The organism is Occallatibacter riparius (assembly GCF_025264625.1).
Classification (GTDB): Bacteria; Acidobacteriota; Terriglobia; order Terriglobales; family Acidobacteriaceae; genus Telmatobacter; species Telmatobacter riparius.
Genome location: NZ_CP093313.1, coordinates 2944027 through 2960730, shown reverse-complemented (window position 1 = coordinate 2960730; position 16704 = coordinate 2944027). Strand labels below are relative to the sequence as shown.

Sequence of the window (16704 nt, the reverse complement as noted above, 5' to 3'; positions counted from 1 at the left end):
ATCACAGACCCGGCGTTCCCGCAGCCCTCACCGCCGTCATCTCCCGCCCCATCAGATTCAGCACGATCTGCCCGGCAGTCCCCTTCTCATCCGGAACAAACCGCAACTGGGTTGGCGCATCGTTGCAGTAGAACTCCGTATCGGAAACAGCCACCAGCCCATACGGCGTCGGCTGCCCCGGAGCAAACGCATACAGCCTGCCGTTCTTCAGGGTGATCTGCACCGTCATGGGCCCTAGCTGGTAGTTGCCCACGTAGCGGGCCAGCGTCTCCACCTTGGGATGCACGATCGGCTGCGCCTTTGGCATCTCGAACGGCGCTCCGAACAGGATCGCCTCCAGGTCGCGGTTCACGATCATGTGGTTCGACGTCTCGAAGTTCCACAGCACGATCACCACCATGTCGTCATCCGGATAGCGGTTGAACTCCGACACAAATCCGTTCACCCATCCGCCATGGCCCACCCACTTGTGCCCGAAATCATTCCCAGTCATCCACCCGTAGCCATAGTCGGCCTCCATGGGAATCGGCGGCGGCGCCGTCCAGCGCCCATAGCTGCCCCATGCCTTCTCCATGATGGCCTTACTGAACAGCGTGCCGGCCTTCAGCGCGCGATCGAACCTGTACATGTCGTCGACAGTCGACATCAGCCCGCCCGCCGGCGAGTAATCAGGCTGGCTAAACGGAGCATTCACCACTTCCTCGCCATCCCACCTGTAGCCGTTTGCAAGATTGGCCTTCGGCTCGCGCGTCGGATCCATCCCGGTGTGCGTCATCCCTGCCGGCTTCAGAATGTTCTCGGTGATGTACTCGTCATACGGCTTGCCGCTCACCTTCTCGATCACCCGCCCCAGCAGCACATAGCCCGAGTTGCTGTAGCGCAGAGTAGCGCCGGGCGCGTTGACCAGAGGCTTATCGGCGTATTCCCTGATCGCGTTCTCCACAGCATGCGGCTGGTTGAAAGCCCCATACGCCTTGGCGTTCACAAAATCCGGAATACCCGACTTGTGGCACAGCAGCTGATGAATCGTGATCGCGCTCCACGCAGCGGGAATCTCCGGCACATACTTCACCACCGGATCGTTCACGCTCAGCTTGCCCTTCTCCTCAAGCTGCAAGATGCCAAAGGCCGTAAACATCTTCGTAATCGACCCGATACGGAAGACCGTCTCCGGCGCATTCGGCACCTTGCCCTGGTAATTGGCCAGCCCATAGCCTTTGCGCAGCAGAATCTTGTCCCCCTTGGCAATCAGCACCGTCCCCGCGAACCGCCCCTGATCGGCCCACGCGCGTAAGTACTGGTCGGCTGATGCGGCCGCATCAGCTTTGGCGGCCGGATCAACCCTCGATGTTGCAGCAGCATTCTGCGCGGCAAATCCGGCACTCAACGCTGCACCGGCACATACGATTGCGGCAAAACGAAACAATGAATGCATCCTGTCCCCCTTGCGGTACGAAAGCAGGCCCGGATTGAATCCCATGGCATGCTACTACGCGCAGATATGCATCCCTGTTCAAATATTGCTTGTTTTCTTTGACTTACGTGATCCGGATCACAAATAGAAACAAGAAAGCCGACCCTCAGGCCGGCCTTCCGACTCCCTATTCCCTACTCCCTATTCCCTGCCTCTACGCATTCGCCGTCATCAGCTTCCGCAACCACTTCTGCGCGGGCTTCTCGACAAAGTGCAGCGCAGCCAGCGACATGAGAATGAGAATCACGTAGCTGATCCACGGATCCATCCAAGCCAGTCCCACCCGATCGAGCACGTGCGTGTCGTGGATCAGGTTCCAGAAGTTGAAGTGCAGCAGGTAGAGGCAGTAGCTGGCTTCACCGACGAAGACCAGAGGCCTCACGCCCAGTGCGTGCGCCAGCGGATTCCTGCCGGCCAGGCCCAGAATGATGCATCCGAACAGCGGCATGAGCAGGCCGTCGTGGATCACCGCATAGGGAATGCGGCCACCCAGCGAAAGCAGTAAGAACGCCGCTCCGAATCCCCCCACGCCCAGCCAGAACCGCAGATGCCCGTCGCGGGGAATCAACTCGTCCAGCTCCGCCAGCACCACGCCGAAGACGAAGCTGGCCATGTGGGGCAGCGGCGTGAACTTCAACGCCTGCAGCCAGGTCCCAGTCGAGAAGCGGTCGGGATGCGGAATGCCGTCGGGACTGAAGATCACATACAGCGTTCCCGGAATCAGTCCCAACAGCCAGATCACCGTCAGCCGTCGCAGCAGCGGACCCATCGTCTGCGGCTGCTTCCAGCGCGCCAGGAACGGGAACAGCACGTAATAGAACGACTCGGCGGACATGGTCCACGCCGGCGTGTTCAGAAACGTGGCAATTTCGGGAATCCACCCCTGCAGTAGCAGAGGGCTCAGCACCATGCCCAGCCAGAACATGGTGTGTGTGTGCGAAGCGTACTCCTGCGGCACCATGCGCCACGCCATCAAAAGGCTCAGCAGGTAGATGGGATAGAGCCGCGTAAACCGCGCTTTATAGAAGCGCCATGTGTGCAGTTGCCCCGTCCGCGCGCGGCCGCCGTAGTTATAACCCAGCACAAAACCGGAGAGCAAAATGAAGTAGCTCACCGAAGCGTAGCCCGCATTAACGATGGGCGCGAAGATGCCAAACCACAGGGGATTGGAGAAATGGAAGAAGACGATGTTGACGGCCGCGAAGGTGCGCAGGCCGGTCAACGCGTTCAGCCTGTCTGGCTTGCGTGTCTCCACCACTTGCTTAGACGGCGTTGTCGAGGCTGGCGATGCGGGCAGGATGTTGACTCTCTTGCGGAAGATGGGCGGCCGAACTTCGCCGCCCGCTGATCTCTGTTACCTTGGACCCTTGTTGTCTCGGTCCCTGTCTTTCTACTCCCTATTCCCTACTGCCTACTCCTGTCGCTCATCACGCAGTGACGAGCGACCCGACCTTCTCCCCCATCACCACGCGCTTGATATTACCCGGCTGGTTCATGTTGAAGATGATCATGGGCAGGTTGTTGTCTTTGCAGAGGCTCACCGCGGTCAGGTCCATCACCTTCAGCCCCTGCTGCAGAATGTCCATGTACGTGAGCTCGTCATACTTCACCGCATCTTCCACCAGCTTGGGGTCGGCATTGTAGACGCCCTCGACCTTGGTGCCCTTCAGCAGCACGTCGGCCTTGATCTCCATGGCACGGAGACTGGCAGCGGTGTCCGTCGAAAAGAACGGGTTCCCGATGCCCGCCGCGAAGATCACCACGCGCCCCTTCTCCAGGTGGCGCACCGCACGCCGTCGGATATACGGCTCGGCGATCTGGTTCATAAACACCGCGGTCATCACGCGGCACTGCACGCCGCGCTGCTCCAGCGCATCCTGCAGGGCAATGGCGTTGATGATGGTCGAGAGCATGCCCATGTTGTCGGCGCTCACGCGGTCCATCTCGCGGGCCTGATCGGCCACGCCGCGGAAAATGTTGCCGCCGCCGACCACCAGCGCGATCTGCACACCAAGTTCGTGAACGTCCGCCACTTCAGCAGCGGTTTCGGCCACCTTCACGGCGTCCAGTCCAAAGCCGCGCGTACCGGCCAGCGCCTCGCCAGAGAGCTTAAGAACAATGCGTTTAAACATACCTCTTTCGAGTATCGCATAACGCTTGTCTGCCCCAGCGGAGGGCTTTCAATGCTGTGCCGCAAGCCGAGCAAAAACACGGGTACTCCCCAGTTACGGAGCGCCTCCCCGGCACATAGGCTCTCCATATGGATCGTCGCCCCGAAAGGTTCAAAGATGGTTGATTACGACGCCCTGAGCGTCAGGATGAATGTCACCCGGCTGCGGATCCAGATCGGAAACTCCAGCAATGAGCAGCAATCAAAGTGCGTTGCAGAAACGATCGCAATGATCTCGCAAACGCAGGAAAGAATCGTTCAGACCGACGTCCTGATCGCCGATCTGCGAGAAGCACTGGTTGGCGCCGCGACCTAGCGGCGCGCGATGCCATCCCCGCGCAACGACCCCCCAACGAAAAAGGGCCGCTCCGAAGAGCGACCCTCTCATTCACCTCTGAAGCTGCGGTTGGCACGAATGGCGCCGAAGGCGCAGTTGGCCCCACCGCAGGTGGTTATGCCGGGCTCGGCGAGCCTTCGGGGAATCCCGAACCGCCGCGCGATTCCGGCTTCAGCACCTGTTGTCCGGTGCCGGGGCCGTCGCCAGGAGCAGCCAGCGGGCTGCGCATCGGAGGCAGTTCCTTGCCCTCGATCAGCAGCTTCACTTCATCGGCATCAATCGTCTCACGCTCAAGCAAAGCGGCCGAAAGGCGGTGCATCGCGTCCTGGTGCGTGTTGATCAGCGTGTACGCCGACTGGTACGCCTCGTCGATGTAGCGCCGCACTTCAAGATCGATCTGGCGCGCCGTCTCTTCGCTGAAGTCCCTGTGCTGCGCAATCTCGCGGCCCAGGAAGATCTGCTCTTCCTTCTTGCCGAAGGTCAGCGGTCCCAGGCGGCTCATGCCATACTCGCACACCATGCGGCGAGCAAGATCGGTAGCCACTTCGATATCGGAACCGGCGCCGGTTGACATCTGGTTGAGGAAGATCTCCTCCGCCACGCGTCCGCCGTAAGCCGTTGCCAGCCGGGTTTCGAGGTAGTCGCGGGTATAGTTGTGCCGGTCGTCAGGCAGGTACACCGTAACGCCCAGCGCCATGCCACGCGGAATAATCGTCACCTTGTGGATCGGATCCGAGTGATCGCGCAGGAACGACACCAGCGCGTGGCCGGCCTCGTGATACGCGGTTACCCGCTTCTCCTCGTCGGTCAGCAACATCGACTTGCGTTCCGCGCCCATCAGGACCTTGTCCTTGGCGAGCTCGAAGTCGTACATCGTGACCTGCTTGCGGTTCAGGCGAGCGCCGTTCAGCGCGGCCTCGTTCACCATGTTGGCCAGGTCGGCGCCACTGAAGCCCGGTGTACCGCGCGCCAGCACGTTCAGGTTCACATCGTCAGACAGCGGAACCTTCTTCACGTGTACGCGAAGCACTTCCTCGCGGCCACGCACGTCAGGCAGGCCCACAACCACGCGACGATCGAAGCGTCCAGGGCGCAGCAGCGCCGGATCGAGCACGTCGGGCCGGTTGGTCGCAGCGACCAGGATCACGCCGTCGTTCGACTCAAAGCCGTCCATCTCGACGAGCAACTGGTTCAGCGTCTGCTCGCGCTCATCGTGTCCGCCGCCCAGACCGGCACCGCGATGGCGGCCGACTGCGTCGATTTCGTCGATGAAGATGATGCAGGGGGCATTCTTCTTGCCCTGCTCAAACAGGTCGCGGACGCGGCTCGCGCCCACGCCGACGAACATCTCCACGAAGTCAGAACCGGAGATGGAGAAAAACGGCACGTTGGCCTCGCCGGCCACCGCACGCGCCAGCAGGGTCTTGCCGGTTCCCGGAGGTCCGACGAGCAGCACGCCCTTGGGGATGCGTCCACCGAGCTTCTGGAACTTCTGCGGCTCGCGCAGGTACTCGATGATCTCCTTGAGTTCTTCCTTGGCCTCATCCACGCCGGCCACATCCTTGAACGTGACCTTCTTCTGCTGCATCGAGAGCAGGCGCGCCCGGCTCTTGCCGAAGCTCAGCGCCTTGTTGCCGCCACTCTGCATCTGCCGCAGCATGAAGAACCAGATGGCGCCGATCAGCACAAACGGACCCACGTTGAACAGAATCTGCAACATGAGGCCGTTGTTCTGCGGGTCCTTGTTCCCGAACGTCACCTTGTTGGAGCGCAGTTCCTTGCTCAGGTTGTCCACCTGCCCCGCAGCGATAACGGTGTGGAACTCGTCCTTCTGCCCCTTGAGATGGCCATGAACATCGGTGCCCTGGATGGTTACATCCTGAACCTGGCCGGCGTCGATCTTGTCGAGCAGATCGGAATAGCCAATTTCCGCGGTCTTACCCATGCTCGTGCTCTTCGACACCACTGCCCACAGCATCATCAGGCAGACCAGGATGAAGACCCAGAACATGATTGTCTTTACGGTTGAATTCACCAGGACTCCTCTTCTCGCGGCGGGAAGTATCCGCTCAGAAACACTCCAACCGCCTGCTTCATCTTTTAAGACGCGCTTAATCCCCTGGAGGTCACACAATCTTAAGGTGACCTTGCTGGGGACAGTTCACCCGACCGCCCGGATGAGCAGTAGTACAGATTGTACTCCCAGACTGATAAAACGTGTACCGATCAGGCGGTGGAGAAGTGCCACTTCTGGGGGAAACGAAAAACCAACGCACAGAGTTCCAGCCCTACAAAGTTTCGGAGTGACCAAGCACGGCCAAAAGACCGAATCCCTCGTAACTTTGCCACTCCGCCACTTTGCCACTTCATCACTGGTCTTCTATTCCCTACTCCCTATTCCGTACTCCCTGCTTTATTCGTCGTAGTGCAGCAGGCTGAAAACGTCGTACCCGGGGAAGCGGTCCCGGCCTTTCAGGAAATCGAGCTCCACGGCAAAGCCCAGGCCGGCGATCTCGCCGCCTAGCTGCTTCACCAGCTTGACCGTAGCTTCCATGGTTCCACCCGTGGCGAGAAGGTCATCGACCAGCACCACTTTCTGCCCGGACTGGATGGCGTCGAGGTGAATCTCCAGCGTATCGGTACCGTATTCGAGGTCGTAGGTGACGCGCGCCACCGGCGCAGGCAGCTTCCGCGGCTTGCGGACAGGCACGAACCCGGCGTTCAGCCGATAAGCCAGGGCCGGTCCAAAGATGAATCCGCGGGCCTCAATGCCCAGCACAAGATCAATCTTCTGTGAAAGATAGTGCGCCGCCATGGCATCGATGAGCTGTGCAAAGCCGGTCTTGTCCTTGAGCAGGGTGGTGATGTCGTAGAACAGGATTCCCGGCTTGGGGAAATCGGGTACGGTGCGCACAAGCGCTTTGAGGCTATCGACGTCGACTGGCTTCTGTGTTTCCGGCATGAATCGATTATAAAGTCGCCGGAGGTCTCAGGCGTATGAAAAGCGAAACCGGTTTATGCTGGGTAGCATGGCTCGTCGTCCCCCCAAGCCGGAAGCTCCCGAGACCTCAGCTGATCCGGCCGACGCCTTCGCCGCCTTTCATCCCGTCACCGCCGAGTGGTTCAATGCCGTCTTCGACGCGCCCACGCTCCCGCAGCGCATGGGCTGGCCGGTGATCGCGCGCGGCGAGAACGCCCTGATCCTCGCTCCAACCGGAACGGGCAAGACCCTGACGGCGTTCTTGTGGTGCCTCGACCGCCTGATGCTCCATCCGCGCCCCTCCGACCGCGAGCAGGGCACCCGCATCGTCTATGTATCGCCTCTGAAAGCCCTTGCCGTCGATGTGGAGCGCAACCTGCGCTCCCCGCTGGCTGGAATCGCCAACATGGCCCGGCGTATGGGCATCGAGTTCCACGATCCCACCATCGCCGTGCGCACCGGCGACACCCCCCAGCAGGAGCGAGCCCGCTACCGCCGCGATCCTGCCGACATCCTCATCACCACCCCCGAGTCGCTCTATCTGCTGCTGACCTCACAGGCCGCCGAGGCCCTGCGCAACGTCGACACCATCATCATCGACGAAATCCATGCCCTGGTCCCCACCAAGCGAGGCGCCCACCTCGCGCTCACCCTCGAACGCCTGGAAGCCCTGGTCGCCCGCCCCATCCAGCGCATCGGCCTCTCAGCAACGCAGCGCCCCCTGGAAGAAGTCGCCCGCTTCCTAGGCGGCGTGGAAATACAGGGAGTAGGGAGTAGGGAAAAGGAACTAGAAATCAGCGCCACCCCGGACGAGCGCGACGAAACCGCACCCATCGAGAATGCGCTGAAGGCCCAGACCTCGGGTCGAGACGATTCGGCGATCCTACTCCCTACTCCCTATTCCCTACTCCCTGCTTCACCGGTCCTACTCCCTGGCTCGGCGGATGCCGAGCCATTGCGCTATCGTCCCGTCACCATCGTCAATGCCAGCGCGCGCAAGGAACTGAAGCTCCGCATTGAAGTCCCTGTCGAAGACATGGCCCGCCTCAACACCATCGAGGAAATCCCCTCAGGCCCGGCGTCACAAGGCCCCAAGCGCGTATCCATCTGGGATGCCATCCACCCCCGCCTGCTCGAGATCATTCGCGAGCGCACCTCCACCATCCTCTTCGTCAACAGCCGCCAGATCGCCGAGCGCCTCGCCGGCGCCCTGAATGAGCTGGCCGGCGAGCCCGTCGCCCGTGCGCATCACGGATCATTGGCTGCCTCGCAGCGCGCCGTCATCGAAGAGCAGTTGAAGGCCGGCCAGATCAAGGCGCTGTGCGCCACATCGACGCTGGAGCTGGGCATCGACATGGGTGCGGTCGATCTCGTCATCCAGATCGAATCGCCTCCATCCGTCGCCAGCGGCATGCAGCGCATCGGCCGCGCCGGCCACAGCGTGGATACGGTCAGCGAGGGCGTGCTCTTTCCCAAGTACCGCGCCGACCTCGTCGCCTGCGCCGCCGTGACCCGCGCCATGCACGAAGGCCACATCGAGTCCACGCGCTACCCTCGCAATCCCCTGGATGTACTCGCCCAGCAGATGGTCGCCATCGTCGCCCACCCGCCCGTACGACGGACCACGGACCAGACCCCGGCACCCAGAAAAACAGCGAGTAAGAGAACCAGTGTCCGAGCGAACAAGAAGGCTGAGGCAGCTCTCTTCTCTAGCTCCGCCAGCACCGCTGACGCCGCAAGCCCCGCTGAAGTTTCCGTCGACGACCTCTATAACCTTGTCCGCCGCGCCGCTCCCTTCGGCGGCCTCACCCGATCCGCCTTCGATGGCGTCCTCGATCTGCTCAGTGGCCGCTACCCCTCTGACGAGTTCGCGGAACTGCGCCCCCGCCTCACCTGGGACCGCGTCGCAAACACCGTCACCGCACGCGAAGGCGCCGGCCGCCTTGCCATCCTCAACGCGGGTACCATCCCCGACCGCGGACTCTACGGCGTCTTCCTCGCGCACCAGGATGGCAAGTCAGTTCGTGTGGGCGAACTCGATGAAGAGATGGTCTTCGAGTCGCATCCCGGCGAGACGTTCATCCTCGGCGCATCCACGTGGCGCATCGTCGATATCACGCACGACCGCGTTCTCGTCGAACCCGCGCCCGGCGAGCCCGGCAAAATGCCGTTCTGGAAGGGCGATGGCCCCGGTCGCCCCCTTGAATTCGGCCGTCGCATCGGCGCGCTCATCCGCGAGCTGCGCGAGGTTCCCAAGCCCGTGGCGCTCACGCGTCTCGTTGCGGAGCACGATCTCGATCCCAACGCCGCCGAAAATTTGGTCCAGTTCCTCGACGATCAGCAGGCCGCGACCGGCCAGATCCCCGACGATCGCAACATCGTCATCGAGCGCGTTCGCGACGAGCTGGGCGACTGGCGCATGTGCGTGCTCACGCCGTTCGGCAGCCGCATTCATATCCCGTGGGCCATGGCGGTAGCGGCGCGCATGAACGCCGCCGGCGGCCCGGATGTAGAGATGATCTGGGGCGACGACGGCTTCGTGCTGCGCTTCCCCGATACCGACGGGCCGCCCGACCCCGACTGGATCATGGTGGAGTCGCGCGAAGCTCTCCAACTCGTCCTCCGCCAGCTTGGCTCAACGGCACTGTTCGCAGGCCGCTTCCGCGAAGCCGCGGGCCGCGCGCTGCTGCTGCCGCGGCGCCGGCCCGATCAACGCTCGCCTCTGTGGCAGTTGCGCAAACGGTCTTATGACCTGCTGAGCGTTGCCTCGCGCTATCCATCCTTTCCGCTGCTGCTCGAGGCCTATCGCGAGTGTCTGCGCGACGTGTTCGACATGCCCGCGCTCGTGGAGACGCTGCGCGCCATTGAGCAGCGTCAGCTCCGCGTGCATGTAGTGGAGACGCGCAAGGCCTCGCCCTTTGCTTCGTCGCTGCTGTTCAGCTACGTGGCCAACTTCATCTACGATGGCGACGCCCCTCTGGCCGAGCGGCGCGCCCAGGCCCTCACCATCGACCAGGAGCAGTTGCGCGAAATTCTCGGCGAGGCCGACCTCCGCGAGCTGCTCGATCCCGATGCCATCGCCGAGGTCGAAGAGACAGCACAGTGCCTGGCAGAAAACTACCGCGCCCGTTCCGCAGATGGCATTCACGATCTGCTGCTCAAACTCGGCGACTTATCGCGCGAAGAGCTCTCCCGCCGCATCATCTCTCCCGACCTCCTCGATCAGGTGGACCGCCTCCTCCGCGCCCGCCGCGTGCTCGAACTGCGCATCGCCGGCGAGCGGCGCCTGATAGCGGCCGAAGATGCTGCGCGTTATCGCGATGCGCTCGGCGTTCCGTTGCCCCCCGGCATCGGCGCTTCGCTTCTCGAACCGGTCGCCCAGCCTGTGCTGGAACTGGTCAGACGCTACGCGCGCACGCACGGCCCGTTCACCACAAAGGATGTCGCCGCGCGCTTCGGCCTCGATGCCGGTGCAGTCGAGAACGTGCTGCGGCAGTTGGGTCACGACGGCCGCGTGCTCGAAGGCGGATTCGTGCCCGGCGGCCTGCATCGCGAGTGGTGCGACGCCGAAATTCTCCGGCAAATCCGCCGCAAGTCTCTCGCCCGGCTGCGGCGCGAAGTAGAGCCCGTGGAGCAGCACACGCTCGCACGCTTCCTCACGCAATGGCAAGGCCTGCTGCGCCCGCGCAACATCGGCGCTGGACGCGGCCAGGTTCACCTCGACGCGCTGCTCGATGTCATAGAGAGCCTGCAGGGCGCGCCCATTCCCGCCTCGTTGCTGGAGACATCGATTCTGCCCGCGCGCATCGCAGGTTACGATCCAGCCTGGCTCGATACGCTCATAGCCGCGGGCGAAGTGGCATGGGTGGGCGTAGAACCCCTGGGCGAGCGCGATGGCCGCATTGCGCTGTATCTCGCCGACAAACTGCCGCTGCTGTTGCCCGCGCGCAGCAGCGCTTCAGACGCAAATCCCATGACCGAACGCGAGGAAAAGCTGCTAGCAGCTCTCGAAGCTTCCGGCGCCAGCTTCTTTGAGCCGCTGCACCAGTCGGTGGGCGGCGGCTATCCGGGCGAGTCGATCGACGCGCTGTGGAGCCTCGTCTGGCGCGGCCTGGTCACGAATGACTCGCTGCACGCCCTGCGGGCCTACATTCAGAAGCCGGACACGAAGGCGACCCGCAGGCCGCATCAGACGGGCGCCGTCTTCCGCTCCCGCCGCACCACGCCGCCCAACGCACAGGGCCGCTGGTCGGTGCTCCCCGTACCTTCATCCTCCACACCAAAGAGCCTCGTAACAGGGCACGACTTCAGTCGTGCCGATCAGAGCCGCACAAGGGTTGGGGCTTTAGCCGCTGACACGACTTCCGGCCCCAGCGGGACCGAACGCAGCCACGCTCTCGCCATGCAGTTGCTCAGCCGGTACGGCGTCCTCCTGCGCGAGCAGGTAGCCGCTGAAAACATTCCCGGCGGCTTCTCCGCTGTCTATGACGTGCTGAAGGCTCTCGAGGAATCAGGCCGTATTCGGCGCGGATACTTCGTCGCGGGCCTCGGCGCAACGCAATTCGCCCTGCCGGCCGCGGTCGATCTGCTCCGGCAGTTGCGCGCCGAGCCGGACGTCGAGAAACCGGAGTTCGTGCAGATCGCCGCAACCGATCCGGCCAACCCCTATGGCTCAGTCTTGAACTGGCCCGACCTGCCTGTTGCCGAGGAGGACTCGAACGGAGTCCCCGCAGACAGGTCTTCGTCTGCGGGACGGGACGCTGCTCCGCGCGTGCTGACCCGCGCCGCCTATGCCGAGGTGATTCTGCGAAATGGCGAGTTGGTCGCCTGGGTGCGCCGCAACAATCCCAATCTGCTGGTCTTTCTACCCGCAGAGGAGCCCGAGCGGTCGCGTGCAGCGGAGGGGTTAGCGCAATTTCTCAGCCGGCGCGGGCAGGAGCGCATGCAGTCCGATCGCCACCAGGGCGTCCTCATTACCACCATCAACGGCCAGCCCGCGGCCGCGCATCCCATGGCGCGCTTCCTGATGGATGCCGGCTTCCATCTCGGGCCCCTTGGCCTGCATCTGCGCCGCGTACCCATGGCCTACATGCAGGAGCAAGCCGCGCCCGAGGAGTGGCAGTAGCGCATGCCTGAAGGCGACACGATATTCCGGGCAGCGCGCGCCCTGAATCGCGCTCTCGCTGGCAGAACCATCACCGGCTTCCACTCCGCCTATCCGCTGCTCACGCGGTTCAACGACGATCATCCGCTCACCGGCCAGACTGTGCAGAGCGTGGAATCGCGGGGAAAATGGGTCCTCATGCACTTCTCCGGCGGAGCCAAGCTCGTCACCCACATGCTCATGAACGGGAGCTGGCACATCTACAAGCCGGGCGAGAAGTGGCGCGCTCCCGGATCGGCAGCCCGCATCGTGATCGAGACCGCCGATTACGTCGCCGTCGGATTCAACGTGCCCCTGGCCGAGATGCATACCGCCGACTCACTGCGCCGCGAGCGGCGGATTCCGGCCGCCAAGGGCGACCTGCTGAACGCCGACTTCGACACCGAAACTGCCGTAGCCCGCATCCTGGCCGAGGCCGACGGCGAGCTGGGCGACGTGCTGCTGCGGCAGCGTGTGATGGCCGGCGTCGGCAATGTCTTCAAGTCGGAGGTGTGCTTCATGACCGGGCTATATCCCTTTCGCAAGGTGGGCACGCTCACCGAAGCCCAGGTCCGCGAGATCGTCGACGTCGCCCGCAAGCAGCTTGCAGCCAACGTGATGGAGGACTCAGGCGACCGCATCGTGACCTGGCGCGGCGTGGGCCGCAGAACGACGCGAAGCTCCGCCCCATCCGAGAGTCTCTGGGTCTACGGCCGGGCCGGCGAGCCATGCCGCAAGTGCGCCACCCCCATCGAGCAGCGGATGCAGGGCAAAGATGCACGCGTCACCTTCTGGTGTCCCAATTGCCAAAGATGACCATGTCCAGGGGGCTTGATTTGCCTGAGTTCCAAAGCAGGTTCTGCTTCGTATCAGGGGCTGCCTTCCGCCAGTCCCGCCTGCCACTCCCCTGATCGAACCGGGGCTTGAGTGCCTGAGTGAGAACAGATCGAACCAGACCGCGAAGCGGCAGCGCCCCGGAGTGAAGTTCCACCAATCGTGACCGCCATCACTTACAAGGCAAGTTCGCTCTTTTATCGTGAAAGCGTCGGGATTTGTGTCTTCCGACTTCCAGGGGCTCACATAATGCCACGCGGATCAACCAAAACTGCCGCATGCCCAGCCCAAAACGAAGAACCTGAAGCGGGTTAACCAATCATTTACTGGGGTTACTAGAAAATTAGCTACCCCTCCCCCTGTTTTTACTTCTCCCTATATTCGCCTAAAATCGACTTAAACAAACCATTACATTAGGTTTATTCAACTGCCAAGTCCCATAGGTCCAAAACCAGTCGTTCCAACGTCAAACGATCAATTGTACTTATCAGTAAATACGGCAATTCAGTGCTTGTCACGCGCATCCGTGACAGTTGGCACGTCCCCGCCTGCGCCTCTTCCCGCACCCTGAAATCATGACCTCCGACCTCTCCATCCGCGCTGTCCAGCAGGGCGCAATGCGCGTTACCGCCGCCGACGGTGTCCACCAGATCCAGATGGATTACCCCACGCTCCCAGGCGAATCCGTCACCGGCCTCACGCCCCTCAAGACGCTCCTCGCCAGTCTCGCCGCCTGCTCCGCCAACTCCGTCCGCCTGCTCCTCGAGCGCAAACTCGGTCAGACCATCACCTGTCTCGAGGTCCATGCCCACGCCAGCCGCCGGACCGAGCATCCCACCGTCCTCACCGCAATCACCCTGGAATTCCTCCTCAGCGGCCCCTCCATCGATCCCAAGGCCGTCGATCGCGCCCTTGCCCTCTCCGAGCAGAAACTCTGCCCCGTCTGGAACATGCTCAAAACCAGCACTCCCATCACCGCCACCTACCGCATCGTCCCTGAACCCCCAACCAACTTGCCCCCCTGAACGAAGACAGGTGCGGAAGAAAGAAAATCCCCGGCCAGCGCCGGGGATCTTCAAGCTAAGTCCGCGAACCTCTCCAATCCTGATCTCTATTGGACCGAGTAGAAGACAGTGGTTTTGTGGAGGACATTCCAGTTGTTGTCGAGGTCGAGAACGGTGACGGCGTGGGAGCCGGGCGCCAGGGAGTAGTACTGATTGACGTCGGTGCCGGCGTAGTGGCCGAGCTTCGTGCCGTTGTCCCAAACCTGCATCTGGCTCACGGGGACCGACTCGGTGGCGTGGGCGACCACGTTGACCGTGGCTATGCCGAGGTTCTCGCCCGGAGTGGGCGCAATGATCTGGACCCCGTTGGTGAGAGCCGCGACGGTATAGGTGACCGATGCCTTGTGAATCACGTTGTAGTTTGAGTCGAGGTCAGTGACGGTGGTGGTGTGCGTGCCGGGAGCCAGGTTATAGATCTGATCAATCTGCGGCCCATAGACGCCAAGCTTGGAACCGTTGTCCCAGACCTGGGTTTGGGAGACTGTCTGGCTCTCGGAGGCGCTGGCGATCAGGTGGACCTGGCCGGTGACGGTGGCTCCGTTGCCGGGGCTGGAGATGAGTACGCCCTCGGTGGCGGCAGGGGTGGAACTCGTCGAGAAGAAATCGGCCATGGGGGCAGCGTCCTGGGCGGCTCCGGGGCAGGTGGAGAGTCCCATGGCGACACAGACGGTCTTGAGGACGTTCTCGTTGTGATAAAGCGTGGTTGATTTGTAGCCGGACTTCACGGCCGGACCGATCACGAGGGTAGCGGTGCGGCCTCCGCAGCCGATGGGGACGGTGGCTGAGCAGCGATCATCGGTGTAGAGCGTGCCCTCGTCCCAGACGATGAAGAGGATGCCATCGCCGCCGGGCTGGAACTCGGGGCGGGCGAGTATGGCGGGAACGTTGGCCTGGAGCCACTGATCGGCGCCGGCGAGGGTGCCGTTGTGGGCGTCTTCGTCTGTGTCAGGGGTGATGTAGGCATAGTTGACGTCCGTATTGTCGGCCCAGTCAGCGGTCATCTGGGAGTAAGGAACGGAGTTCTTCTCCTGGCCGGTGCCGGGGCAGACGTCGGTGAAGTCGATGAGCGGGTTGTGACGCCGGTAGTAGAGATAGTCGGAACTGTAGAGCCCCTGGAAGCCCGCGTAGGGGAGGTTTTCCTGGTAGGAGCGCCACGTGTAACCGGAGTTCAGCAGTTCGCGGACGATGTTGTCGTGCGAGTGCTGGCAGGAGGTGGTGTCGTTGTTGGGTTCGACCGCGGCACCGGCCACAAGCCACATGAGGGCGGGCAGGGAGCTGTGCTGGTTGGCGTAGAACTGGGTTGCGAGGCCGTATTGCCGCGCTAGCTGGTTGTAGTAAGGCATGTCTGGATTGCCGATTACGTCTTCATAGCTGTGGTTTTCTTCAGTGATCATCCAAACGTGCGAGGAACGGGGAACGGACTGAGCGGTTGCGTATCCGGTGAATCCGGCGAACAAAATGGACAGGGCGAAGCAGAGGGCTTTAAACGGCATGGTGGGGGGACCATCCATAAGGGATTTATCTTGCAGGTCTAGCTAATTGTGTTTCTTGAGCTAAGTTATACGCTGAAGCCGGGCCGGCGGGAATGAATCCGAGGTGAATTGGCGCCTGCGGCGCGGCAGACTGCGACTTCGCCGGCGACACTCGTGCTCATGGTGAGGCAACGACTACACCAGAAGCGGCGAGCTTTCAGCAAGTTAGCCAATCTACGAGTTCGCCAGCCGGGTCAAACGGCCAGTGGAGAGCCGGATGGGGCGGGTTCGGCCCACTGAACGTTGCATTTGGGGCCCGGTAGAGGCATCATGTTCGCGAGGACGCTCCATGCCGGTGCACAAGCCCATGCGCGTGTTGATCCTGGACGATGAGAAGGTCATCGCCGATACGCTGTGCATGGTGCTGAACCAGAGCGGCTACGAGGCGCGGCCTGCGTACGACCATGCTTCCGCGATGGCGACGGCGCGGGAGTTCGAGCCGGATGTGCTGATCACGGGCTTCAACAATGGCTGCGAAGAGAATGGGTGCGAGACAGCGGCCGAGTTGCTGACATTCCTGCCCCATTGCTACGTGTTTATCTTCTCGGGGAGTGCCTCGACTGCGCCCGTGCTCGAGGAGTTCTGGCAGCTCGGGTACAGGTTCGACGTTCTCGCCAAGCCGGTGCATCCGCAGGATTTATTGAACCAGATGCGGAAGTGCGAGGCGGCGGATGGAAACGTGAGCATGGCGCCAAGGCCCATGCGCGTTTTGATTCTGGACGACGATAAGAGCACCGTCGATTCGCTGTGCATGATTCTGAAGCAGAACGGCTACGAAACAAGGGGCGTAAGAAGGCACGACGAGGCGATCGCGACGGCACGTGCGTTTGAGCCGGACGTGCTGCTGTCCGGCTTCGAAAACGGCTGCGACCAGAACGGCTGCGAGACGGCAGCCGAGGTGCTCAGGTTTCTGCCGGAGTGCCGTGTGATTATCTTCTCAGGGAGCGCGGCGGGAGCTCCGGCGATCGAGGAGTTCTGGGCGCGCGGCTACAAGTTCGATGTGTTCGCAAAGCCGCTGCATCCGGAAGATCTGATCAACCGGTTGAAGGAGTATGAGAGGGCAGATCGCGGCGCCGTGCCTGAGTTGTTCCCCTGCACCCCGGACGTGCGGCGAGAAGATCGATCGTGGTGGGATCGGCTTCAGGATTGGGCGGGGCGGAGGTCGTAGCA

At 62.4% G+C, this 16704-nt stretch carries 11 protein-coding genes; 5 read left to right on the top strand and 6 right to left on the bottom strand.

The window, feature by feature from the left end:
* Position 1 precedes the first annotated feature (1 nt).
* The 3 genes from MOP44_RS11980 to pyrH form a co-directional block, all read right to left on the bottom strand.
* The gene (locus MOP44_RS11980; protein ID WP_260796268.1) at positions 2-1435 is read right to left on the bottom strand and encodes a serine hydrolase; all 1434 of its coding nucleotides are present in this window, start codon (positions 1433-1435) and stop codon (positions 2-4) included.
* A 193-nt stretch (positions 1436-1628) separates the two neighbouring features.
* Positions 1629-2729: an acyltransferase family protein gene (locus tag MOP44_RS11975; protein WP_260796267.1), complete on the bottom strand. Its 1101-nt coding sequence runs from the start codon at positions 2727-2729 to the stop codon at positions 1629-1631.
* Positions 2730-2901: 172 nt separating this feature from the next.
* Positions 2902-3606 carry a UMP kinase gene (gene pyrH / locus MOP44_RS11970; protein ID WP_260796266.1) on the bottom strand — a complete coding sequence of 235 codons (705 nt, stop codon included), beginning with the start codon at positions 3604-3606 and terminating at the stop codon, positions 2902-2904.
* 51 nt (positions 3607-3657) lie between these two features.
* Between pyrH and MOP44_RS11965 the strand changes: the two genes are divergently transcribed.
* On the top strand, positions 3658-3960 hold the full coding sequence (locus MOP44_RS11965; protein WP_260796265.1) for a hypothetical protein: 303 nt from the start codon (positions 3658-3660) through the stop codon (positions 3958-3960).
* Positions 3961-4096: 136 nt separating this feature from the next.
* On the opposite strand, the gene ftsH is transcribed toward MOP44_RS11965, so the two are convergent.
* Together ftsH and MOP44_RS11955 are read right to left on the bottom strand one after the other, a co-directional pair.
* Positions 4097-6016 carry an ATP-dependent zinc metalloprotease FtsH gene (gene ftsH, locus MOP44_RS11960; RefSeq protein WP_260796264.1) on the bottom strand — a complete coding sequence of 640 codons (1920 nt, stop codon included), beginning with the start codon at positions 6014-6016 and terminating at the stop codon, positions 4097-4099.
* Positions 6017-6394: 378 nt separating this feature from the next.
* Positions 6395-6943: an adenine phosphoribosyltransferase gene (locus MOP44_RS11955; RefSeq protein ID WP_260796263.1), complete on the bottom strand. Its 549-nt coding sequence runs from the start codon at positions 6941-6943 to the stop codon at positions 6395-6397.
* A gap of 67 nt (positions 6944-7010) precedes the next feature.
* On the opposite strand from MOP44_RS11955, the gene MOP44_RS11950 reads away from it, so the two are divergent.
* The 3 genes from MOP44_RS11950 (at position 7011) to MOP44_RS11940 (ending at position 13963) form a co-directional block, all read left to right on the top strand.
* Positions 7011-12086 (top strand): Lhr family helicase, encoded by a 5076-nt coding sequence (locus MOP44_RS11950; protein ID WP_260796262.1) that lies wholly within the window; start codon positions 7011-7013, stop codon positions 12084-12086.
* A 3-nt stretch (positions 12087-12089) separates the two neighbouring features.
* Positions 12090-12920, top strand: coding sequence for a DNA-formamidopyrimidine glycosylase family protein (locus MOP44_RS11945; RefSeq protein ID WP_260796261.1), 831 nt, complete (start codon positions 12090-12092; stop codon positions 12918-12920).
* A 593-nt stretch (positions 12921-13513) separates the two neighbouring features.
* Positions 13514-13963 (top strand): OsmC family protein, encoded by a 450-nt coding sequence (locus MOP44_RS11940; RefSeq protein WP_260796260.1) that lies wholly within the window; start codon positions 13514-13516, stop codon positions 13961-13963.
* A gap of 86 nt (positions 13964-14049) precedes the next feature.
* Here MOP44_RS11940 and MOP44_RS11935 read toward each other — a convergent pair whose 3' ends face one another.
* A complete protein-coding gene (locus tag MOP44_RS11935) occupies positions 14050-15513 on the bottom strand; it encodes an alkaline phosphatase family protein (protein ID WP_260796259.1) in 1464 nt (487 codons plus the stop codon).
* 310 nt (positions 15514-15823) lie between these two features.
* On the opposite strand from MOP44_RS11935, the gene MOP44_RS11930 reads away from it, so the two are divergent.
* Entirely contained in the window at positions 15824-16702 is an 879-nt protein-coding gene (locus tag MOP44_RS11930) for a response regulator (RefSeq protein ID WP_260796258.1), read from the top strand.
* The last annotated feature ends 2 nt before the right edge of the window (positions 16703-16704 follow it).